The organism is Staphylococcus sp. EG-SA-15 (genome assembly GCF_017151895.1).
Taxonomy (GTDB): Bacteria; Bacillota; Bacilli; order Staphylococcales; family Staphylococcaceae; genus Staphylococcus; species Staphylococcus aureus.
This window is the reverse complement of the sequence record NZ_JACVZN010000004.1, coordinates 23260-47234: the sequence shown is the minus strand read 5'-3', so window position 1 is coordinate 47234 and position 23975 is coordinate 23260. Positions and strand designations below refer to the sequence as shown.

Sequence of the window (23975 nt, the reverse complement as noted above, 5' to 3'; positions counted from 1 at the left end):
CGGAAAACTTTCAACACGGTCAACCTTTCAAATGATAAAGTAAAATACTACCTGCAATCGCTACATTTAAACTTTCAGCTTTACCATAAATAGGTATGATTAAATTTTGTGTAGTATGTGCTAATAATTCAGGATTAACACCTTCTCCCTCATTACCTAATAGTAATGCAAAAGAATCACTTGAAGTAACTTCTTTGTATGCCACTGCGTTTTCAAGTGCTGTACCATAAACAGGACCATTAAATTGAGTAATAAACGTATCGAGATCTTGTGTCATAACTGGCAAATGGAAAACACTACCTTGACTCGCTCGCAACACTTTATCTTGATAAGGATCTGTCGTACCCTTCTCCATTATTACAGCATCCATTCCAGCTGCATCCGCAGTTCTAATTAATGTGCCTAAATTTCCAGGATCTTGAACACGATCGATGAGCAATACTTGTTGTGCTTTAGAAATATCATAATGCGGCTTCTCAATGATTGCGAAAAACCCTTGTGGTGTCACTGTACCTGATAAAGATTCAGCAACTTTCATGTTTATTTCAAAAACTTCTTGCGCGTATGCGATAATTTGCTGATCTAATCTTACCGGTTCAATTGCAAATAATTGTGTAATTACAATTCCACTTTGATAAGCTTCTTCAATTAAATGCACACCTTCAATTAAAGCTAATCCAGTTTTATCCCTCTCACGTTTCTTTTTTAGCTTGTTCGCTTGTTTAATTCTATTATTTTGTGCAGAAGTAATTTGTTCCATTGATAGCTCCTCGCTTTATTTTTAAAAATAAAAATATTAATCATTAATAAGATGAAAACATTTGATTGTATAGTTAATATTAATTAATCGCTTTTATCACTCATAATATTTCAAATTGCATAAATTTCTTTTATCGATACTACTACTATAAATCATACGCCCCAAAATATCATTATTAATTCTTTTCTTCTTCAAAATAAATCAAAATGATATAATTGATGATTATTTTCAAAGCACATTCAAATCAAACTATGTTTTAGCAATTTGTTGTTAGCATGTTTGTGTTCATTAAAAAAACGACCATCATCGGTATCATGTATGGTCGTTACAAAAGCTAACAATACCAATTGTCATAACAAGTACTGCAACCTCTTTAAATTCAATTATTTCATGTAACTATAGCCTATATCATATGTAATTACTTTGTTATTGATAATCGGGCTACTTTCATCTTCATTTTTACTTCTAACATGTTTATGCGCTGCTTTAAAGACATCAGATTTTAACCAATCCGTAAAAGCTTGCTTTGATTTCCAAACTGTTAAAATTTTCACTTCATCAAAATCTTCTTGTTCTAAAGTTTGTGTAACAAACATGCCATCAAAGCCTTCTAATGTTTCAATCCCATGTCTCGTATAAAATCGTTCTATAATATCTTTTGCTGTTCCTTTTGTTAACGTCAGCCTATTTTCTGCCATAAATTTCATAATTATCCTCTTTTCTGTTTAACTTACCTTAATTATTTTTGCGACAACAACAATTCTTTTCGTTGTTTCACTATATGCATCTTCGCAGGTTGATAAAGTCATTATTTTATCTTTTACCGTTACATTAACATCTGAATTAATTACAGATTTACGTTTTGTCTCATATAAAAATTGTTGATAATCTTGATCATTTTCAAAATCTGTACGTATGTAATTATCTTTAGTAGTAGTTTTATATGCACTAAATACTTGCAATTGATATTTACCATATTTATTGTCAAATTCAATTATCTTGTGTTTTTCATAAAACGATTGCTTTAAATAATCTTCTAACACATCAAACATCGTATTATCACCGACATGGTGCCCGTATAAAATAGTATTATGATTTAAATTCTTCAATTCATTTCTAAAATCCATAAAAATACTACCTTTACGTCGATGTTCTCGCTCAAAATCCAAATTTAAATAATCGTGATTTGTCTTACCTTGTAGTACTGGATAATTTAATGATGTTTCTGATAATTTTATCCATCCAACAATGTCTTTATTTATTTTTTCAAGTGATTCAAATTGTGGTCTCACATGTGCTTGATGTTTGCTCATCAGCATTTGAAATTTTTGTTGTAATTTCTCATAATTTGCGCGTTCTTGCTTGTCTTCAATATATGTTTGAACAATTTTGTAACCAAAAATGATAATAATTACAACCAATAAAATTTGTACAATAGTTAAAAATCGCTTCATTCTCATAAAAATCCTCTTTTATTAACGACGTTTCTTCAGTCATCACTAAACCAGTTGTTGTACCGTTTTAGATTCGATTTCGTTGACTTTGACAAATTAAGTAAATTAGCATTGGACCACCGACAATCATTAAAATAGCATTGGCTGGAATTTCTAAAGGAGGCTGTATCACTCGTCCTAATAAATCAGCCACTAACAATAGCCATGCACCAATAACTGTAGAAAACGGAATAAGTACTCTGTAATTGCCCCCAACTAGCTTTCTAACCACATGTGGCACAATAATACCTAAAAAGGCTAGTTGTCCAACAATCGCAACAGTTGCACTTGCTAAAAATACTGCTAATAAACCTGTTAACCATCTGTAACGATCAATATTAAAACCGATACTTCGCGCTTGTATGTCGTCTAAATTTAGTAAATTCAATTTAGGGGACAATAGTAATGTTAATATTAATCCCAATAATGCTGATACTGCTAATATGTATACGTCGCTCCATATTTTCATTGTTAAGCCTTGAGGAATTTTCATTAAAGGGTTTTGAGTTAAAATTTCTAAAACACCATTTAATAATACGAATAACGCAACACCTACTAATATCATACTTACAGCATTGAATCTAAATTTAGAATGCAACAATATAATTATTAAAAATGGTATTAAACCTCCAATAAAACTTAATAATGGTAAGTAAAAGTACAATTGTGGAATAAACAACATACAAAGTGCTCTCATTATAAGTGCACCTGAAGAAACGCCAATGATATTCGCCTCTGCCAAAGGATTTTGTAGTGCTGCTTGTAATAATGCTCCAGAAACTGCTAACATTGCGCCAACCATTAATGCAATTAATATACGTGGCAATCGCAAATCAATGATTGAATCCACTGCTTCATTGCTACCAGTTGTAAATTTTGTAATTAGGTCATTAAATGACAATTTAATTGTACCGGTTACAAACGAAATATAAGCAGTTGCGATTAAAATGACTAACAAACATAAAAATAGTAGTTTCTTTTTATTTTTTATCATCATATCAGCTCACTATTTTTTATCCTTATAAAATAAATCATATAATTGAGTCATTGCCTTATCAGCATCAACATTTGCTGTAATACCGAATGGCACTTCCTCTAAGTCATAAACATGATTATTTTTCACAGCTTTAAAATGTTTCCAAATATCATTCTGTTTAAATTCTTTTTGAAACATTTTCTTAACTTCTTCAGGCATTCCGTGTGGTAATCTTAAAATAATATCTGGATTGATATTCAACAAATTTTCAGTATTAGACGAAATATATTGACGATCTTTCACTTTAATAACATTTTCTCCACCTGCTATTTTAACTAAATCACCAATATATGATTTATCAGTTGCTACTAAATAGCTACCCGGTACACCCATTAATATTAATACTTTGGGATGTTTCTTTTGTTTAGCTGCTTTATTTTCAATTTTTTGCTTTACAGAATTTAAATGGTCATTTAATTCTTTTGCTTGTGCTTTACGATTAAATTGATCACCTAATTGTGTAATCGACTTTTGCATCCCTTTTAAACTATCAAAATCATAAAAGTAGCCTTTCATATTTAATTGTTTGTAAAATGGTTGCATTTCATCTTTAATCGTTGACACACTCAAAACATGTGTTGGTTTTAACTTTTTAACAGCTTCAACATTCGGCTCCATTGGTTGACCAATTTCCGGTACATCTTTATAACGATTAGGCAATGTCTTATATGACGTGGGTTTGCCGACAATTGGTAAATCCAATTTGTCCAATGTCATTGTCAATGCAACAGTTGTTGGTACGATTCTGAATTCGCCGGATTTAGTTGATTCTTGAGAACTGGAAGATTGACAGCTGGTTAAGATAACGACGCTTATCACTAAAATGGTTAAATACTTTATGATTCTCAAACTTGGTTACCTCTCTTTCTGCTGTATAAATGTGCCGAAATAAGTAAAATAGTTGCTAACACAATGCCAGCTGCAAATAAAATATATTGCTTTTTATGATTTGGTTCATCAAGTTCTTTAATATCACTAGATAATTGACTATTATTCTTGCTATCATCATCTCTATTAAAAGCTGGTAACGCTTTTTCTTTTTCAACTACTTTTTTCTTTTCCTTTTTTGATTTTTCATCTTTATGTTTCGGTTGCTCTTTGTGATTATTTTCAACCTTTTTTACTGTTGGAGGGCTATTTTCAACTTTTAATGTACCTGATGCTTTAGGTCGCTCATTTTCAATCTTTTTATTACTGTCTTGTTGCACTTTATCTTTTTGTACAGGAATATCATTTAATCCTTTTTCAGTTAAAAGGCTAGTACGTCTTTCCTTAATGTCTGATTTTTGACTATCTTTTTTGTCATCAATATCTTTTTTAAGCTGATCTTGATTATTTTCTTGATTTTGATGTTTTGAAGGCACTTCTTTTGCATCATCATGTTGAACTTTTTTCTCTTTAAAATGAATAGAATACACCATTTCTTTGTTATCTAGATCTTTCTTTTCAGCCAATGTTTTAACATGCATATCGATTTTATCCATATGCTGTTCAATTAAAATTCTTACTATTGTGTCATTCTTTTCATCTTTTATAACAAATGGAAATTCTTCATTTTTGTCATTTTGAAAAACAAGTTGTTCTTTATCAATTTGACCTTTTAGCTTTACTTGCAAGTAAATTTTACCAGTCATATCTGAAATCAATTGCGCCTTTTCGTCAACTAGTTGTTGTTCCTCAGTTACATTTTTATTTTCTTGATTAAAAATTAGTAACTCTAACGCTTTATTCTCTTTTATCTTTTCATCAAAAATTGATGTAGTTAATTCTGTTTTATCTTTTGCTTCAGGTTGATTAAATTTGGCTGATGGATATTTTATCTCATCAGCCAACACGCTACCAATCATTGTTGTATAAGTAAGTATACCTATGCTAATAATAGCTATAATAGATTTTGTAGCAATTTGTTTAACATTTCTCATTATTCCACATTGCCTTTAGATTTTTTTCTAACAAACAATGTGATTGCGATTAATAATGCTACGGATGCAACTGGTATTGCATATATATATGCAGGTGTACCAGCATTTGTTTGTGGATTTTCTACTTTGTCTTTATTCGAACTGTTAGATTCACTTTGACCAGTAGTCGTTCCATCAGATCCTTTGTCACTACCTGAAGCAGAATTTTTATCATCTTTACCTGGTGCATTAGCACCTGCTACATCAGTTGGTCCATTAAATTTATATGTAATGTTGTAATGATGGTCATATTTGAATGGCTTACCATTTACTTTTTCATCGATATAAACGTCAATTTTTCCATCTATTTTACCGTTCAACTTACTTACTTCAAATTCAGAAGTGCGTTCATCTTTGGCAGTGTTTTTACTAATAATATTTTCTTTATGTCCTTCGATACTCATTCCAGTAATCCAATGACTGTGGTTGACAGTTATTTGAACATACAATTTACCATTTTTCTTAATGTACTTTGCCGGTTTATTAAAATAGTCATTAGCAATTGACGTGTCATTGGTATTGTATTTGTAAACCTCATAATTCAAAGTACCGCTATCTGCGGCATTTGCAGAATTACTGAATGTCGCGATGATGATAATTAACGCTAAAATCGTTGTATTAAAAACTTTTAAAATATTTTTCAAAACATAATCCTCCTTTTTATGATTGCTTTTAAGTCTTTAGTAAAATCATAAATAATAATGATTATCATTGTCAATATTTATTTTATAATCAATTTATTATTGTTATACGAAAATAGATGTGCTAGTATAATTGATAACCATTATCAATTGCAATGGTTAATCATCTCATATAACAACACATAATTTGTATCCTTAGGAGGAAAACAACATGACAAAACATTATTTAAACAGTAAGTATCAATCAGAACAACGTTCATCAGCTATGAAAAAGATTACAATGGGTACAGCATCTATCATTTTAGGTTCCCTTGTATACATAGGCGCAGACAGCCAACAAGTCAATGCGGCAACAGAAGCTACGAACGCAACTAATAATCAAAGCACACAAGTTTCTCAAGCAACATCACAACCAATTAATTTCCAAGTGCAAAAAGATGGCTCTTCAGAGAAGTCACACATGGATGACTATATGCAACACCCTGGTAAAGTAATTAAACAAAATAATAAATATTATTTCCAAACCGTGTTAAACAATGCATCATTCTGGAAAGAATACAAATTTTACAATGCAAACAATCAAGAATTAGCAACAACTGTTGTTAACGATAATAAAAAAGCGGATACTAGAACAATCAATGTTGCAGTTGAACCTGGATATAAGAGCTTAACTACTAAAGTACATATTGTCGTGCCACAAATTAATTACAATCATAGATATACTACGCATTTGGAATTTGAAAAAGCAATTCCTACATTAGCTGACGCAGCAAAACCAAACAATGTTAAACCGGTTCAACCAAAACCAGCTCAACCTAAAACACCTACTGAGCAAACTAAACCAGTTCAACCTAAAGTTGAAAAAGTTAAACCTACTGTAACTACAACAAGCAAAGTTGAAGACAATCACTCTACTAAAGTTGTAAGTACTGACACAACAAAAGATCAAACTAAAACACAAACTGCTCATACAGTTAAAACAGCACAAACTGCTCAAGAACAAAATAAAGTTCAAACACCTGTTAAAGATGTTGCAACAGCGAAATCTGAAAGCAACAATCAAGCTGTAAGTGATAATAAATCACAACAAACTAACAAAGTTACAAAACATAACGAAACGCCTAAACAAGCATCTAAAGCTAAAGAATTACCAAAAACTGGTTTAACTTCAGTTGATAACTTTATTAGCACAGTTGCCTTCGCAACACTTGCCCTTTTAGGTTCATTATCTTTATTACTTTTCAAAAGAAAAGAATCTAAATAAATCATCGTCACACTCATAACTTAATATATTTTTTATTTTAAATTTTATTTAACCTATGTCATAGATATTTCATAATCTATAACATAGGTTATTTTTTTATAAAATAACGTTGCAATTAACTACCATTTCAATGTACAATACAAGTAATCAATTGATAATGATTATCAGTTGATAATATACAATTAGGAGTTGTTTCTACAACATGAACAAACAGCAAAAAGAATTTAAATCATTTTATTCAATTAGAAAGTCATCACTAGGCGTTGCATCTGTAGCGATTAGTACACTTTTATTATTAATGTCAAATGGCGAAGCACAAGCAGCTGAAGAAACAGGTGGTACAAATACAGAAGCACAACCAAAAACTGAAGCAGTTGCAAGTCCAACAACAACATCTGAAAAAGCTCCAGAAACTAAACCAGTAGCTAATGCTGTCTCAGTATCTAATAAAGAAGTTGAGGCCCCTACTTCTGAAACAAAAGAAGCTAAAGAAGTTAAAGAAGTTAAAGAAGTTAAAGCCCCTAAGGAAACAAAAGAAGTTAAACCAGCAGCAAAAGCCACTAACAATACATATCCTATTTTGAATCAGGAACTTAGAGAAGCGATTAAAAACCCTGCAATAAAAGACAAAGATCATAGCGCACCAAACTCTCGTCCAATTGATTTTGAAATGAAAAAGAAAGATGGAACTCAACAGTTTTATCATTATGCAAGTTCTGTTAAACCTGCTAGAGTTATTTTCACTGATTCAAAACCAGAAATTGAATTAGGATTACAATCAGGTCAATTTTGGAGAAAATTTGAAGTTTATGAAGGTGACAAAAAGTTGCCAATTAAATTAGTATCATACGATACTGTTAAAGATTATGCTTACATTCGCTTCTCTGTATCAAATGGAACAAAAGCTGTTAAAATTGTTAGTTCAACACACTTCAATAACAAAGAAGAAAAATACGATTACACATTAATGGAATTCGCACAACCAATTTATAACAGTGCAGATAAATTCAAAACTGAAGAAGATTATAAAGCTGAAAAATTATTAGCGCCATATAAAAAAGCGAAAACACTAGAAAGACAAGTTTATGAATTAAATAAAATTCAAGATAAACTTCCTGAAAAATTAAAGGCTGAGTACAAGAAGAAATTAGAGGATACAAAGAAAGCTTTAGATGAGCAAGTGAAATCAGCTATTACTGAATTCCAAAATGTACAACCAACAAATGAAAAAATGACTGATTTACAAGATACAAAATATGTTGTTTATGAAAGTGTTGAGAATAACGAATCTATGATGGATACTTTTGTTAAACACCCTATTAAAACAGGTATGCTTAACGGCAAAAAATATATGGTCATGGAAACTACTAATGACGATTACTGGAAAGATTTCATGGTTGAAGGTCAACGTGTTAGAACTATAAGCAAAGATGCTAAAAATAATACTAGAACAATTATTTTCCCATATGTTGAAGGTAAAACTCTATATGATGCTATCGTTAAAGTTCACGTAAAAACGATTGATTATGATGGACAATACCATGTCAGAATCGTTGATAAAGAAGCATTTACAAAAGCCAATACCGATAAATCTAACAAAAAAGAACAACAAGATAACTCAGCTAAGAAGGAAGCTACTCCAGCTACGCCTAGCAAACCAACACCATCACCTGTTGAAAAAGAATCACAAAAACAAGACAGCCAAAAAGATGACAATAAACAATTACCAAGTGTTGAAAAAGAAAATGACGCATCTAGTGAGTCAGGTAAAGACAAAACGCCTGCTACAAAACCAGCTAAAGGTGAAGTAGAATCAAGTAGTACAACTCCAACTAAGGTAGTATCTACGACTCAAAATGTTGTAAAACCAACAACTGCTTCATCAAAAACAACAAAAGATGTTGTTCAAACTTCAGCAGGTTCTAGAGAAGCAAAAGATAGTGCTCCATTACAAAAAGCAAACATTAAAAACACAAATGATGGACACACTCAAAGCCAAAACAATAAAAACACACAAGAAAATAAAGCAAAATCATTACCACAAACTGGTGAAGAATCAAATAAAGATATGACATTACCATTAATGGCATTATTAGCTTTAAGTAGCATCGTTGCATTCGTATTACCTAGAAAACGTAAAAACTAATTAATCGTCTTTATATTTAATTATTAAATTAACAAATTTTAATTGGCGGATGAGGTATCCTGATACCTGATACACACTTCCAATAAAAATTAACCACACTCCTAAATTAATAGGTGGTGTGGTTTTGTTGGTTGTGTGGGTATAAAAAGAGGTGACTATCAGTAACAGTCAATCTCGAGTACATTCCGAAGATATGTACCGCTATTAGTTTATAATCATAAGATAGAGAATAAATTCAATTATTAAGAGTTGATTCCAGTTTATTAAAATATTAATTTTATTGTAAAAAAAACACCCACCAATTGGTGAGTGCCCAATGAGGGTCACGTACAAATACGCTTAGAAACCATTCGACTTACTCATTGCTAAAACAGGCGCTATGCTGTTGAATTTATTATAACACTTTTAATTCTATCTTTCAATATAGAATGGACTTTTAGGACTATGAAAATATGAATCGTCAGGAAGTTTTAAACACGATTCTTCTTTTAAATATTCAGAACAACACTTTTCGTTACCTCTAAATCTTCTATATTTTGTATTAGCGATTAAGTCTGCTACTTGTATTAATCTATCGTGTTTAGAATCTAAATATTTTATAGTGAATCGACTCTGAATCGAAGGTATAAAATCCCAATACATCTGCTGAAACATAAACGTACCCGGTTTAGACCAGAAACTGTTAAGATATTCAATAAAGTTTTGCAAACCTTCTTTACTATTAAATGCTTCATTATCAATTTTTATATTTACTGAGTCTTCCTTATTTATATATTGTTTTTTTAAAATTTTTTCTATAATTCTTCTAATTGCAAATTGTTTGTATCGCTTAACGTTTATCGGATTATGAAAATTCAGTCTCGTAAGTTCTGAATTTTTTACAATTACAAAAAATTGATGAGCGCCATCTATATCAGATAAAATGGTTAATAATTTTTTTCTATCTTTTATTTTTAAGTAATTACCTTTTAGTTCCCCTTTTATATGTCTCGTTTTACAAAAAGCGTTAATTTTATTGTTGATTTCTTCGATAACTTTTTGACTCTCTACAAAGAGACAACCATATAAAAAATACTCATGTCTTCCATTATTACTCAATTGTCCTGAATCATCTATGTATAAAAACTTTTCTCCCATTGTTTCATTACCCTTTTCATTTTTTTAATTAATTTTATAGTACAATTTTAATTTTATCCAGACAGAACATAATGGCGAACAAAAATAACCACCCATGCAATGAGTGGTGTAGCGACTGCAATATTTCTATGTTGTTGAAATATATGTATCGAGTGATGACAAGGAAGATGTCTCCTGTGGGACCAACAGTCAGATATATGGCCTCTGCCGGGCTATATAGTTCACTCCTACTATATACGCACGTAATTATAACATAAAAAAATAGGCAAGTACCGTAGTACCTGCCTGTTATCTACATTTAAATCTTGAGAGAAATGTTAAAAAAGTTCTAGTAAAATAATAGCACATTTTATCTTTAAATGTAAATAGAAAGCAGGTATGTAACGCACCTGCTTAAATAGACATGACTATGTCATTCTAACTGATTTCTCCCCATAAGTCACCTAATATCTGATTAGGTGGGGCAGAACCATTCCATGTTCTAATAGGCAAGTAATAACGTTGCCCCTCCCATGTATATCCTACCCAAACATGACCATCTTGTAACATCACTTCTGTATAATCACAATATCCACCAGGTTGGAACTGATAACCCACTGGACAAGATAAGAATGGCCCCACTTTTCTTACTGTGATTGGTTGATTGCCGTTTGTGAATCTAGCACTTTCTTCCATGTAGTAAGTACCATATTTATTACGTTTCCATGCACTTGCAACTGGTTTAACTGTATTACTTGAAGCGCTTGACTCATTAGAGACAGTGGCAACCGGTATTTTACCATCCATGTACGCCCTAATCTGCTTGATAAAGTAGTCTTTAAGTTGCAACCGCTTGTCTTCTGGCAATAGACCGCGAGTTACTGGGTCAAAACCAGTGTGTAAAACCGAACTTCTATGAGGGCATGATGTTGAAGTAAATTCATTGTGCAATCTGATTGTATTTCTGTTTGCTGGTAATCCCCATTTTTTCAACAATCTAGCGCACTCTTGGAAAGTTGCCTGTTCATTTTTTAAGAACGTAGCATTATCTGCACCCATTGATTGACACACTTCAATACCGTAATAATGTTTATTTCCTAATTGGTTAGCAGTATGCCAACCTACTTGCGATTCATCTAAAGCTTGCCACACTGTGTTACCTGATACATAACTATGCGCAATACCCGCTTCTAATCTTGATAAAGGTGCGTTAACTAATCCGTTTCGATACGCTTCTGCTGTTGCCCCTTTGCTTCCTGCGTCGTTATGAATAATTATACCCTTAGGATTACCACCACGTTTAGGAAGGTCATAACCTTTAACCACATCTTTGATAATTTTAAGTTCTACCGCTTTAGGTTGTGGCTTAGCTGTTTCCTTTTTAGATGCTTGCGTAGGAGATTGTATTGATCGTGGAGCTGTTTCGCTTTTGAAGTTAGGACGGATAAACCACATAGGGAAATCGTAAGCATGTTGTCGTCTTGTAACTTTTTCCCAACCCCAGCCGGGTTGTTCGATTCCGTCAGTCCAGCCACCGCCTAGCCAATTCTGCTCATATACAATGGTATAATCTAAAGTTGCTTCAATTACCCATGCTACGTGTCCGTATCCTGCACCGTAATTACTACCGAACACAACCATGTCGCCGGGTTGTGCCAAAAAGTCCGGTGTATTTTGGTATACAGTAGCTAGTCCATCGAAATTGTTTGCAAATGGTATATCTTTTGCACCTAAACCTTTTAGAAGTAATCCAAACAAAACTTTCCAACCAGCATTGGCATAATCAAAGCATTGAAATCCATACCATAAGTCCACATTGAATTGTTTTCCCTCAGAAGTTTTCAACCACTCTATAAACTCTTTTTTAGTTAATTTTGCTTGCATTGTCGCCACCTCCATGATGATACTCATTCACATCAAAGCCAACATCGTTAGAGGCGTCTGTGAAAGGTTGTGATGTATCATATTCTTTTGGTGCTTTCGTGCTTAATTCCGGCGTTAAACTGCTGTCTTGTGATGATTTCCACGTAACTTGTTGTTCTTCTTTATTGCTATCTCTAGGCGCTTGATATGTCTGTGCTATAGATGAATCTGAGACGCCTTTTGACGTTGGGTCAGTAATAACGCCAATACCTGTAAGTAACGTGAGGATAGCGCCTATAATTGCGCTAGCTTGATTTAATTGAGTAGATAAATCTAATCCGAATAAATCCGTGACTTGCTTGATAAATAGCAACAATGCTCCAACTAAACCAGTTAGTACTGCTTTGTTTTTGAATCTCAATTTCCAGTTAATATCCATTTGTTTGCTCCTTTTATCCAAAATAAAAAAACAACTAAAAATTAGTCGTTTAAAATTATTCAATGGTCAATGTTGGAGATCCTGAATAAACATCACTTATAGTGACATACAATATCCCTGAAGGATTACTAAAGTTGATGTTTTTACTTGCCACTCCGCTATTGACTCCTGATATTCCTAAATCACTTGATCCTAAATTAGTTTGCGAAACCCTCATTATACCGCTGCGTACATTTTCTATTGTCACCTGATAATTTTTGTTAGGTTCAACTCCATTTATTGTCCATTTTGCTGTTGAATCTTCTATGCTATCCGGATATTTATTTTTAGGTAAGGGTTTAATTACAAAAGACGGCGGTTTAGACCAAACTTTTGTATTACCTGCAAATACTTTAGAGTATTCAACCCCTTTGTATACCAATTTCTTTACACCTTTTAAATTAGCTTCCATGTCATCACCCTTTAATTAAATATAACGTATTCGGGTCTTTTTGATATATATAGTTATATTCATTTTCTGTTCCTGTCCAAATTTTAACCGTCGGTTGAGATGCGCCTTTTAGTTGATATAAATTATCCGCTTGTTGTTTAGTAAAAGCTTGAGACGACAAAACATACCTCTCGTCATGATTATGATTTATGTCTGATTTTCTTGATAAAGCATTTTCTAATCCTTCAATCTGTTTGATTGTATGACTATGATTTTTATCTGCATACAAACTGTTTAATGTTTGTTTGAACCTCTCAAAATCTTCTGTACTAACTTTTGAGCCAATCTGTTGCAATACACTTTCTGAAATAGAGTTGTTTTGTATTGCTTCTGCTAATTCTCTTAGTGTATTCATAGATTCAGGCGCGCTATCAACTAGTTCAGCAATTTTTGAATCTGTATACGTTTTAGAGTCTTTGAGAGTTGCCTCTTTGTTTTTTTCAACTTCTTGCAATTTATCTTCTAACCCTTCAACATTTGCGATATTGATTTTGTCCAATAACTCAGGTTCTGCTTTGATATTTGTATCTTTACCATCAATTTGCCACATTTTAGTGTCAGGATTGATTGATACTACAGTACCGTTTTTACCGGGTACGCCTTGTTCTCCTTTTTTACCTGCTTCACCTTTTGCACCAGGTTGTCCCGGTTCGCCTTTATCACCTTTCGCACCTTTAAATCTACTTTCATTCTTTTCGATGTAAGAAATGACATCTTTATCTATTTTCTCTTTAAAGTCTTTGCTCAATAAATCTGTCGCGTTATCTTTTAAGATTCTCGTAATAGCATCATCTACCAATTTAACATCGATTTCTTTTGCTACAGCAGATTCAATACCACTATCAATGATATTGAAAGAAAAGTTCGCGACATGTATTTTTTGTTCTTCTTTCTCTAAAAACAGCTTACAACGTACATAACCAGCGTGTTTGATAACCTTTTTAGGTATCTTGTAGGTAAGGAACCCTTTTACAACATCGTCGATAATAAGGGGCTCATTTTTGAATATAGAGCCATCTTCCATAAACAAATGTAATCTAGGTGTTAAGCCATGTGCTTTTAGATCGATACGACCTTGTTTGTCATTGATACCTATTCTTATAGATGCTGTATTTTCATCTTCAGTGTAAAATCGACAGCCAATGTCACCTAAGTCAACACCATCATTTTTTATTCTCGTTTCAACATCTTTTATTTTGTACATTTATACACCTCTTTATTTATATTTATCTCTTATAAAGTAGATACCTTTTAAGCCGATTTGTTTATATAGCTTAGCGATTGTACTAGCTTGATGTTGGCACCACTCTATAGCAGTAGCGTATTGGTGCGTAGCTGGATTCTTAGGATTCCATCTGATTCTGTACAGTGTATTCTGCCCTTTATTGATGTAATCCTTTCTTACGAAGCTAGCACCGCCCATGATTGCTTTTGCTGGAGATGTCCAACCTTTATTCCTTGCAAACGTCATTGCGTAGTTAGGATTGTTGTCGTAAGCGCCAATGCCGAAGTAGTTGTATACTCCATCTTTTCCGTTAGCGAAGTTACTTGTTCCATATCCACTTTCTAAGAAAGCATGCGCGATTAAATAAATTTCATTAATGTTGTGTTTTTTACAAGCTTCTGCGAACGCTTTACCTTGATTATTCAATGTTCCCTTACCTTTAAGTATCTTATTAAGTGCGCTAACTGAAACACCTTGATACTTGCCTAAATTAAGCATTTGGTAGCACTGTGTGTTACTTTCCCATATTCGTTTAACATTCATTGCCGAGCTCGTTTGTGCTCGTGTAGCGTTAGCCCAACCCCAAGCATTAGATTTTTTCGGGTTACCTCTTGCCATTTGTTTATCCAGTGCTTGTTTGAATGTATAAGGACTCGTTTCTGTTATGATCTGCGGTTGTTTAGATGCCGAGCCATTATTAGCTGTTGGTGATGAGTCTCTTACATTCGCTATATCAGCGTTTTTATTATCTACCATAACTTTTATTCTAGATTTTGTTACTGTTGGTTTAGTTATAGAATTTAATAATTTTTCTCTGTTTTTAAATATATTAAGTAATGCCTTTTCTAATGCTTCGTATTTATCTTTAGGGGGAACACCGTTGTCAATCATATTCCAATTAACATGTTCCAACATTGAACGCCAAATACTATCGTCTACTTTTAAATTCTCAATACTTAGAGGTATCTCATATTTGATCATCATATCTACAGCTACAACCATTGCGTGAATCTCGTTAAAAATAAATTCGTTTTTACTCGCACTATAATCTTCACATACGTCTATAACTATATAATCAGCTTCATTAGGAACTTCAAATACGGCTCTTCTAGGAGCCCAAATATTATGTCTATCAACATAAAAGTGTGGATATTCTACATCTTGCTTATATTTCTTTCTACTGTTATATAAACTTTCTACCGAGCTCATTGTTTGAGCGTTTCTAATCATTATCCCTTTAGGTTTTTCGAGTCGTCGATTACCCTCTACTATAAAGTGATAAATATATTCTGGATAATTAACTTCTTGGCTAGAAATTGTGTACTTTATAGTTGTTACATCTTTCCAAATTGGAACTTTTTTATTATTTTTTTCGTTATCATCACTATCATCTTCCGGTTTAGGTGCTGGTGTAGTTTTGTCTGGATGATATGGAGGTCTAACAAAATATTTAACACCTCCACCTGGTCCATCATGATAAGAGTGTTTGATTTTATACGGCGGACTTCCTGTTGCATTATTTGTATACCAGTTTTGATCCACACCATACCAATAGTCTTTTGTGCATGGCCCTACTACAATGTTCACATGACCTGCCCAACCACCAGTCCAAACACCCCAGTCGCCTGGTTGTGGTACAAAGTCTTTTGTATTTCTAATTATCTTGAAATCTCTACCTCTATAATTAGATTTCTGAGCCATAGCATCAGCATTTCCCCATGTTCTAAATCCCCAATATTTATCGAGTAAATAATTAGGCAAATCCCAGCATTGTGCTCCCATTCCAGAACCAGGTACATCAATAGCTATTTTGTTTTTAGCGATATACAACGCCCACTCTACTACTTCACTAGCTGTAGGTTTTCTGTTTTTTGGATTAGGTAATCCCATGTATGCACCTCATTTCAATCAAAATAAAAAGCCAGTGCCGAAGCACTGACTCTTAACTGTTATTTACATTTACCAAACCAGAAGCACGCCCAGAAGCTATATCCTAAAATCCCTTTGAGCATGGTAATCACCTCCTTTAAATACCAAAAATAGTTCTTAGTATAGCTATGACAATCGTACTAAAGATAGTCCCTATCAAACCGAGAATCCACATCTTGATATCTCTGATGTTTTTAGCATTTTTCTTTTTATTTTTTTCATCTTCAATCTTATCGCGCCTTAATTCTTCGAAATTTCTATCTAACTTGTCATAAATTTTTTCTTGCGTTCTCAGACTGTCTTCTATTCTGTCGAATTTTTCAAACATAGTCTTATCATTTTCTTCTAATCGCGTTAAACGCCAATCTTGTTCGTGTCGTTTGGTAAAGCCAAACATTACGCCACCTACTTTGCGTTAAATTAAAAAGCCACAAGCATTACACCTGTGACTTTTCATCTTTTGTTTCTGGATATTTTTCTCCAGTGATCAATGCATATTCTTCTTTGTCGATTACACCCATGTCTACGTACCACTTAATTTGGTCATTTTTATAGCAACCCCACACATAAAAAGTTTTAATGTCCTTGAAAGTTGGATAAATCATATTAATTTTCTCCATTTAAACGTCCCCCTCTGTATTTGTTTTACCAGCTTTTAGTTCAGTCAACTGTTGTGTTAACATAGCGTTTTGTTGCTTTAATTCCATCGCCAAAATGTTTACTTGCGTCACCTGCATTTGCATACTTGCAACCATTCCGCGAAGTTCTTCATCACTCAAATCTGATTCGCTTTGTTGGCTTGATGCATTCGGTACGTCTTCTTTTTCAAAATTGCTGTTATATTTAATTTCGCCGTTAGTGAAAACAAACTTTCTAGGTTCAAACTCTTCTTTGAATTTGATAGGCACATTGTTATCGTCTACATCTAAACTATTGCGTAAACCGCCAGTATTAACGTATCCGATAACTTCATTTTTATCATTTACTGTGATTTTCATTATTTCCACCCCATAATTTTAGTTATAGTAACTTTGTTGGCATTCGCTCCAGAACCTGATGTTTTACCTAAATCAAAGTACACATCGTTATCTATTCTTAAAGTAGTGCTACTTGTTTTGGATAGTAAACACTCATAAATACCGCCACCGTTGCCGTCTGAGTCAACTACATTGGCTTTACTCAATTGAATCGCGTTAGGTAATGCGGTTAGTCCGAATCCCTCAATAACGCCACCTGGATAAGTTCCACTTACCAACAAAATAGAATAGTTTGTGTACGGTTCGGTTAGATTGATTGTTGTACCTACACCATTTGCTCCACCGTCGAACAATACCGTTGACTTATGTTCATTAGGAACTGTCCACTGTTGCTCAAGTCTTCCGTTTGTGATTGATCGTGTGTAAATCTTTTTAGAGTTATAAGGCGTGAAGTTAAATAGCTTGTTTGTATCATCTTTAACGAATACCGATAAATAACCCTCATAACTTTCAACGCTACCTGGTAAATCCGGCACTCTTGTTGCATAGTAATTACCAGCAGTTAAATATCCCAAATCGCCTTGCGCATTATTTAAGTTAACTTGAATTGATTGACCATTCGCCTCTGTCATCTTATGTTGTTGCCAGCTCGTTGTTCCGAATTTATCATCTACATACTGCTTAGCTTGATTTAAAGCGTTGTTAGACGTTTCTTCAACAAATTGCTTAGTTAAGTCACCGTCATTCTTTTTATAAAACGGGTACCATGTGCCACTAATTTTATATTTTGTATATTCGTCGTTTGAATCATCTGGATACCATGTTGCACGTGCCGTACTATCATCAACAACATAGACAACTAACACGCCTGATTTTCCTAAAGTGTTAGGAGCTACCGGAATATCTGAACCATCGTCAACGCCATCTTCTTTAGGTGTATCGACAGTACCTATATCTTTAAATGAGGGCGCATCTGTCGCGCTAGTGATATGAATAATCCTAGATGTGTTAACTGCGCTTAAAACGCTATCTATGGACTGCTCATACGATTCAATTGCTTTACCGTAATCATCAGTAAGTTTAGACTTTTGCCAATTTGTTGTTGAATTACCTTTAACAAGGTCAGCGCCATTGATTTGTTGTTCAACTTCGTTAACACGTTCAAAAATCGCTTGCTCTTTATCAACAATTTTCTGGAACTCGCTATTTATATATTGAACGGCTTTGTCTTGTGTTGTTGTAATCATCTGTACCGCTTCATTTTGTTTAATTTCTAATCTTTGAATACCTTGATTAATACGACTATCAATTTCAGTAACCAACGATTTTGTATCACTTAAACTTTTCTTTAAGTCCTCAACTTCTTCTTTAACACTTTCTGTTAAGTCCTGAATTGATTTGATATAAACCAACTTTGTTTTGCCGTCGAAGTTACTAATTAAATCATTTTCGATATTGAAGCTAAATTGACGCTCTACAATTACGTTATTGCTACCGTTTTGAGTAAAATATGCTTGCGCATGTACTCGACCAGTGTATTTTAAGAACTCGTTTGGGATAACGTATTGCATTCGTCCATTAATTGCATCAACAATTGTAAGTTCATCACTAATATAAGCGCCGTGTTCATCGTCGAAGTTATCCGTCTTAAGCACAATACTAGTCATCGCATTATGTTTGCTGATTGATAACGGCTTATTATTCTTAGTTACTGCAAAATTTAAAACACCAGTTCCTCTATCTGATTCATAGAAACTGATGTTTGTGTCAATAACCGGATTATATTGTGATGTTGTTTGTAACTCGATTAAGTTATCATCTTTCGAAAAATTATCTACTACCATTATTCAACCACCTTTCCTTCGAATAAACTCCATTTACCAACGCCACCAGTACCAAAGTTTCTAACTAAAAATTGATGTGCAGACGGAAAGTTATTACGTCTTAATACTTGTGTTGTATTACCTGGTGTATTCGATTTTACTTCTAATATCCAACCTGCAATACCTTTAAAGTCTTTAGGAAAATCAGTAAATCGGTTTGATTCTTCAGTAGTGATATAGAAATCTAAACCAACGATTTTTAAATCTGATAATTTTGTAATGCTCTTAGGGATATGTTCCCAATAACCAGCACTTTGTGGGTTGAAATTCCATGAACCGTTGTTTTTCTTGTTAAAGATGTCGATAACACGTTCAAATTTGAGCATATTTCTACCTGTGCTGTTTCTAGTTAGTACTTGTCTTAACGCACCATTATAATGACCAGGCAGTACATCAAAGAACCAACCTGCATCTCTAAACGCTTTCGGTAACGGGAAATCTAACGCATTTTGTGTGTCTTGCGTATAGATATAGTAATGACCAACTTCCGTAATATCACTTAGATATGCTGGGTTCTGTGTTGGTAACGGTTTAACACGTCCGCCTGAATCAGTCATTGATACTTGAGGTGCGATGTTTTTCAAGAATTGGTTTACACCTCTTTGACCGATAGAATAAATTGAATGATGTCTGTTGTTACCAGGTCCAATAGTTACCCCGATTAAAAGTGCTTTACGTCCTGTTTCTAGATCGTAATACATATCTAGACCCTCAGCCTCTTGGAAATCTCCTTTAAAGTTGTTATTCACACCGCCTATATCGATACGACGTTTAAATAACAATTCTTTCGTTTTGATATCGAAACCTTGTAAGTAGTTAGGGTTGGCTGTATTCGAATCACCTGTATACCAATATAAGATACCTGCATCATAAGTGATACCTTGCATAGGTTGTGTATCTGAAGTGTATTCCATAGGTATATCCATTTGATACAATACTTTGTCTATACCTTTATCAATATCGTCAGCACTTCTAACCTCAACAAAGTTCAACGAATTCTTAAGTTGTCTTTCAGTGGGTTTATATTCACGTCTAAAAATCATTAAATTTTCTACCGGATTATAAATCGCTGACGTATATCTGTCGTTAAATATATTCGGCATGACATCTTGCATTTCATTACCATAAGTTATTTCTCCAGTTCTATATTGGAAACGTACAAACTTGTTGTTTTTGTTACTGTCCAATACAGCTGAATAAATCCACAACTCATTGCCGATATATCTATAGGCGTTGTGTGTGCCGTGTCCGCCATTTTTAACTAGCAGTCTATCAATAAATTGTCCGTTAGGCTTCAATCTAGATAACATGTAATGATTGCCTGGACGCGCTTGTGTCATGTAAATAATTTTTGTTCTAGGGTCTACCCAAAATGATTGCATTACTGCGTTAGTATATGGCGATAAATCTGTGATGAATTCCGGTTCTTGCTCTTTTGGTTCGAATCGGTATTCTGTCGCTCGATATTCTTTATAGTGTTCATCTACAGCTTTCTCAACCTTTTTAGTGAAAGCATCTAGTGTTGAATAATCATGATACAAACGATCTTGCAATGTCTTATGATCATAACCAGTATTATCAACACGCGCGTCTTTTACTTCGTTGATACCGTCGCCGTTATGACCTAGTACCATATTGCTGAAACGGCCGTTTAGATACGTTAAAAAATCAGAGACGCTACTTGTGACATTTAAATGCTCATACTTTATTTGCTCTCCATTATGTGCAAATACCTCTTTATTTCTATGGTATTCAAGAGAGAAATTAAAATCCGTCAGCATGTCTGAAATAAGTTTAAAGTTATACTCATTTTCATCTACATATCTGTAGTCAAAGACTCTACTTAAGTCTGTAATTAATTTGTTATCCATGTCTTCCTCCTTTTCTATCCGTAAAACTGGTAATAATTTTTAATAAGTTCGTACATAATAACTTCATGACCCCTCTCGTTCGGATGCAATCCGTCTGGCATACTTGATTTTCTGAACGCTGGATTATATGGCTTAAAATAATCTGTATGATAGGCATCATATACTGGTACATCCAATTCACTACAAGCCAATATCTGAGCGTTGACATAATCCTCTAAAGTTAACCCTAGTTTGTTTTTATCCGTATCTTTACGACGTATCGTTGTACCACTCATAGGGCATTGCCTAGTAGCTGTCATTACAAGTATTTTTGAAGCTGGATTATTTTTCCTGATAACTTCAATTGCAGAACAAAAGGCGCCGTAAAACGTTTTAGTGTCGGTTTTATCAGTGCCTATCGGTACGCCTGCCCAATAACCATGTAACCAATCATCATCTGTACCTTGTAATATGATTAGGTCTCCTCTTATTTGCTCTGCTTGTCTATAAATGCTGTTTTCTACCGCTTCTTTACCTATTGGAACTGTTGCCATTGTTGCGCCACCTCTTGCAAGGTTGGTCGTTTTAGCTTTTAACTTCTTGCCTAACATTTCTGTGAAATTAGTTTTCGCATGTGATCCTCTAGCTACAGAATCGCCAATCGTTCCAATCGTTTTTACATCTTTAATGTTTGATTTATCTATAAAATCGTGAACGATAGTGCCATCTGATGTAGTTACAGTCTTAGAACTCACTTTCTGTTGTTTGTCTTCAATTAGATCAGTTCTACTCATCAAATCGAGTGTTGATTTAGCTATTGACGCTACTTTAGACTTCAAGTTTTCTGCCGCTTTACTAGGATTAGAAAGGTTAACATCATTTAATCCAGAAACATAGTTAGCTGCAGTATTAACTTTTTTCATATATCGTTGTTCTCGATTAAACTCACCAAGCGTTACATCTTGCTTAACAATTACATTGTTTATACCCCTAATCGTTTTAACTTGTACTATACGGACTAAATCATTCAAACCTAGTTTGGTAGATTTTATTTGTACTATGTCTCCGGGTTGTGGGTCTGCTTCTGGATATGATTCTCTTAACACCAAAAAGTCCAAAGACAAAGATTGTTTTAACGACTTTTTCAATCTCGATTGTAATTCTTTATCCATAGTTTCTTGGTCAGTCACTTTACCATCTTTAAATGGTTCTGCGTGGATGTCGCCGTATATTTCAGCTAATGCACTTCTAGCTTCCATTACGAGCCCAGCGTGTTCGAATGTTTCTTCTCCTGAATAATTACCATATCCTCTAATGAAGGTGGCGAAATCACTTGCATCTTCCTCGAGTTTTATAGCGTTGGCGTTGACTTCGTCAGAAATAAAATAAGACGCTTTTTGATTTGCAAAAGGCGTCAATACAAACTTATATCTGTCTTTCTTTTTGTCATATGTGATCTTATATTCTAATCCAAAATGTTCCAAACCTTTTTTTAACATTTCTAACCTTGTGTCGCCTTCACCGCCGTTTTCAAACTTTGAAGATTTAACTTTGCCCTCGACTTCAAAAAGCATTCCAGTACCTTGAAACACAATGTTAAAATATCTTTCTACTGTAAAAGATCCTGTTACATTAACATAAATTCTATCAATCATTAACTTGTCTATGGGAATCTCTCTAGCAGTACATTCAACCAGTTGTCTGTCGCCTTCTGATTTCCTATCAATGACAGTTATTACATATTCTTTCTTGTCGTTTTCACCTTCGACATGACTAACAATCCATCTTTTCCCTATAGCGTTAATAACTTCATAAGTGTATTTGTTTTCGAGAATATCAAAAGTTAATACACCGTCAGCATTAACTTTTTTCACTAAAGTTGTTTCTACTGGTACAGGTGCGCCATTACCTTTAGGTGGTCTTACAATTATTGTCATTCTGACACCTACTTATAATAAAATTTCAAATCAAACTGAACTTTTTGAACTGTTTGATTAAACTCAAATTTATTAGCTCCGTATTTAAATTTTGGTTGGGCTATGTTCGTTTCAGTGCTTATTTCGACACCGTTTTTATAAACTCGAAAGCTATCATAAACAATTTTGTCTCCAGCTTTTAGTTTAATCCCCTCAATTTTCATTATTTCAGCATGCGTTAAATTCCATACAAACGATTCTGTATCTTCGCCTAAAATAATTGTTATCTTTTTATACATGTTGAATTGGTCGTTAGGAGCACTACCATGATAGTAAACTGTACCTTTGCTCAAATTTTCAAATGTATACTTTCTTTTGTCTCCGCCTGCATGCCAATCAATATTAAAATCAAACGACCACAATCCAACCTTTTTGTTTTCTTCTAACTCTAGGCTTGTTCCAATACTTTCACCGTATGGTAATTCTGTAGTTTCGAATTTTAGTTCAAAAGAAACTTTATTACCTTTTTGTTTAGGGGTTATAACTCCGTTAAAAATAACTTTATACTGTTTACCATTTACATAAATTTGTTGATCGTGTCTTGAATATTCGTAATCCGGGAAGTTGTTTTTATCTAATTTCACGTAATCATCAGAAGTTGGTTGAGTAAACCTGTAATTCAACTCTTCTTTTCTTCTGATTTCTCGCAAATACATAGGTTCTATGTCTGTCGTTAACGAATACAACATATCTCGCATATAAGCAATGTCTGAACGATTTTTAACTTTACAAAAACAAGGAACAACTATATCTCTACTGATATAATTGCTCCCCATTAATATACGACCGTTCATATTTTCTTTGTCTTGATACTTTGTGTTGATTTGCATGCTATCAATTACTATATCGTTAACGATAAACCCGTATTCACTTAATTTGATTACAGTACCATCTTTTTTTGTTAATTCTATGTCCATTTGTAACCT

23 protein-coding genes are annotated in these 23975 nt (G+C 33.5%); 2 read left to right on the top strand and 21 right to left on the bottom strand.

Going from position 1 to position 23975, the window contains the following annotated elements; translation table 11 throughout:
• Window positions 1–19: 19 nt before the first annotated feature.
• The 8 genes from IDG64_RS03970 to isdC all read right to left on the bottom strand — a co-directional run bounded on the left by IDG64_RS03970 (window position 20) and on the right by isdC (window position 5894).
• Window positions 20–760: a TrmH family RNA methyltransferase gene (locus tag IDG64_RS03970; protein ID WP_000435384.1), complete on the bottom strand. Its 741-nt coding sequence runs from the start codon at window positions 758–760 to the stop codon at window positions 20–22.
• 239 nt (window positions 761–999) lie between these two features.
• A complete protein-coding gene (locus IDG64_RS03965; RefSeq protein WP_001788617.1) occupies window positions 1000–1107 on the bottom strand; it encodes a hypothetical protein in 108 nt (35 codons plus the stop codon).
• Window positions 1108–1143: 36 nt separating this feature from the next.
• Window positions 1144–1467 carry a staphylobilin-forming heme oxygenase IsdG gene (gene isdG / locus IDG64_RS03960; RefSeq protein WP_000670950.1) on the bottom strand — a complete coding sequence of 108 codons (324 nt, stop codon included), beginning with the start codon at window positions 1465–1467 and terminating at the stop codon, window positions 1144–1146.
• A gap of 18 nt (window positions 1468–1485) precedes the next feature.
• A complete protein-coding gene (gene srtB / locus IDG64_RS03955) occupies window positions 1486–2220 on the bottom strand; it encodes a class B sortase (RefSeq protein WP_001242411.1) in 735 nt (244 codons plus the stop codon).
• Between the two features lie 61 nt (window positions 2221–2281).
• The gene (gene isdF, locus IDG64_RS03950; protein ID WP_000594541.1) at window positions 2282–3247 is read right to left on the bottom strand and encodes a hemin ABC transporter permease protein IsdF; all 966 of its coding nucleotides are present in this window, start codon (window positions 3245–3247) and stop codon (window positions 2282–2284) included.
• A 12-nt stretch (window positions 3248–3259) separates the two neighbouring features.
• The gene (gene isdE / locus IDG64_RS03945; RefSeq protein WP_001220199.1) at window positions 3260–4138 is read right to left on the bottom strand and encodes a heme ABC transporter substrate-binding protein IsdE; all 879 of its coding nucleotides are present in this window, start codon (window positions 4136–4138) and stop codon (window positions 3260–3262) included.
• The gene (gene isdD, locus IDG64_RS03940; protein WP_001246684.1) at window positions 4135–5211 is read right to left on the bottom strand and encodes an iron-regulated surface determinant protein IsdD; all 1077 of its coding nucleotides are present in this window, start codon (window positions 5209–5211) and stop codon (window positions 4135–4137) included. Before isdD ends, isdE begins: the two co-directional genes overlap by 4 nt.
• The gene (gene isdC, locus IDG64_RS03935; protein WP_000789822.1) at window positions 5211–5894 is read right to left on the bottom strand and encodes a heme uptake protein IsdC; all 684 of its coding nucleotides are present in this window, start codon (window positions 5892–5894) and stop codon (window positions 5211–5213) included. Before isdC ends, isdD begins: the two co-directional genes overlap by 1 nt.
• A 208-nt stretch (window positions 5895–6102) precedes the next feature.
• On the opposite strand from isdC, the gene isdA reads away from it, so the two are divergent.
• The gene (isdA, locus tag IDG64_RS03930) at window positions 6103–7155 is read left to right on the top strand and encodes an LPXTG-anchored heme-scavenging protein IsdA (RefSeq protein WP_000160859.1); all 1053 of its coding nucleotides are present in this window, start codon (window positions 6103–6105) and stop codon (window positions 7153–7155) included.
• Between the two features lie 202 nt (window positions 7156–7357).
• Complete coding sequence (gene isdB / locus IDG64_RS03925) at window positions 7358–9301, top strand: heme uptake protein IsdB (protein ID WP_001041601.1); 1944 nt, start codon at window positions 7358–7360, stop codon at window positions 9299–9301.
• Window positions 9302–9712: 411 nt separating this feature from the next.
• Here the strand turns inward: isdB and IDG64_RS03920 are convergent, their stop codons facing one another.
• From IDG64_RS03920 to IDG64_RS03860, 13 genes are all read right to left on the bottom strand, one after another.
• Window positions 9713–10438, bottom strand: coding sequence for a DUF3800 domain-containing protein (locus IDG64_RS03920; protein ID WP_206171285.1), 726 nt, complete (start codon window positions 10436–10438; stop codon window positions 9713–9715).
• 417 nt (window positions 10439–10855) lie between these two features.
• Complete coding sequence (locus IDG64_RS03915) at window positions 10856–12301, bottom strand: SH3 domain-containing protein (RefSeq protein WP_206171284.1); 1446 nt, start codon at window positions 12299–12301, stop codon at window positions 10856–10858.
• The gene (locus IDG64_RS03910) at window positions 12282–12719 is read right to left on the bottom strand and encodes a phage holin (RefSeq protein ID WP_000354132.1); all 438 of its coding nucleotides are present in this window, start codon (window positions 12717–12719) and stop codon (window positions 12282–12284) included. Before IDG64_RS03910 ends, IDG64_RS03915 begins: the two co-directional genes overlap by 20 nt.
• A 55-nt stretch (window positions 12720–12774) precedes the next feature.
• On the bottom strand, window positions 12775–13170 hold the full coding sequence (locus IDG64_RS03905) for a hypothetical protein (protein ID WP_206171283.1): 396 nt from the start codon (window positions 13168–13170) through the stop codon (window positions 12775–12777).
• Between the two features lie 4 nt (window positions 13171–13174).
• Entirely contained in the window at window positions 13175–14413 is a 1239-nt protein-coding gene (locus tag IDG64_RS03900; protein ID WP_000276650.1) for a BppU family phage baseplate upper protein, read from the bottom strand.
• A 12-nt stretch (window positions 14414–14425) separates the two neighbouring features.
• Window positions 14426–16324, bottom strand: coding sequence for an N-acetylglucosaminidase (locus tag IDG64_RS03895; RefSeq protein WP_031888310.1), 1899 nt, complete (start codon window positions 16322–16324; stop codon window positions 14426–14428).
• Window positions 16325–16460: 136 nt separating this feature from the next.
• Complete coding sequence (locus IDG64_RS03890; RefSeq protein ID WP_000466785.1) at window positions 16461–16760, bottom strand: DUF2951 family protein; 300 nt, start codon at window positions 16758–16760, stop codon at window positions 16461–16463.
• Window positions 16761–16800: 40 nt separating this feature from the next.
• Complete coding sequence (locus IDG64_RS03885; protein WP_072492067.1) at window positions 16801–16974, bottom strand: XkdX family protein; 174 nt, start codon at window positions 16972–16974, stop codon at window positions 16801–16803.
• A gap of 9 nt (window positions 16975–16983) precedes the next feature.
• A complete protein-coding gene (locus IDG64_RS03880; protein WP_000705919.1) occupies window positions 16984–17361 on the bottom strand; it encodes a DUF2977 domain-containing protein in 378 nt (125 codons plus the stop codon).
• On the bottom strand, window positions 17361–19184 hold the full coding sequence (locus tag IDG64_RS03875; RefSeq protein ID WP_031768991.1) for a phage baseplate upper protein: 1824 nt from the start codon (window positions 19182–19184) through the stop codon (window positions 17361–17363). The genes IDG64_RS03880 and IDG64_RS03875 overlap by 1 nt, the downstream gene beginning before the upstream one ends.
• A complete protein-coding gene (locus tag IDG64_RS03870) occupies window positions 19184–21094 on the bottom strand; it encodes a phage baseplate protein (RefSeq protein WP_206171282.1) in 1911 nt (636 codons plus the stop codon). The genes IDG64_RS03875 and IDG64_RS03870 overlap by 1 nt, the downstream gene beginning before the upstream one ends.
• A gap of 14 nt (window positions 21095–21108) precedes the next feature.
• On the bottom strand, window positions 21109–23010 hold the full coding sequence (locus tag IDG64_RS03865) for an SGNH/GDSL hydrolase family protein (protein WP_001657243.1): 1902 nt from the start codon (window positions 23008–23010) through the stop codon (window positions 21109–21111).
• An 8-nt stretch (window positions 23011–23018) separates the two neighbouring features.
• Window positions 23019–23966, bottom strand: a complete 948-nt coding sequence (locus IDG64_RS03860) for a phage tail family protein (RefSeq protein ID WP_000350682.1) — start codon at window positions 23964–23966, stop codon at window positions 23019–23021.
• Window positions 23967–23975: the final 9 nt, after the last annotated feature.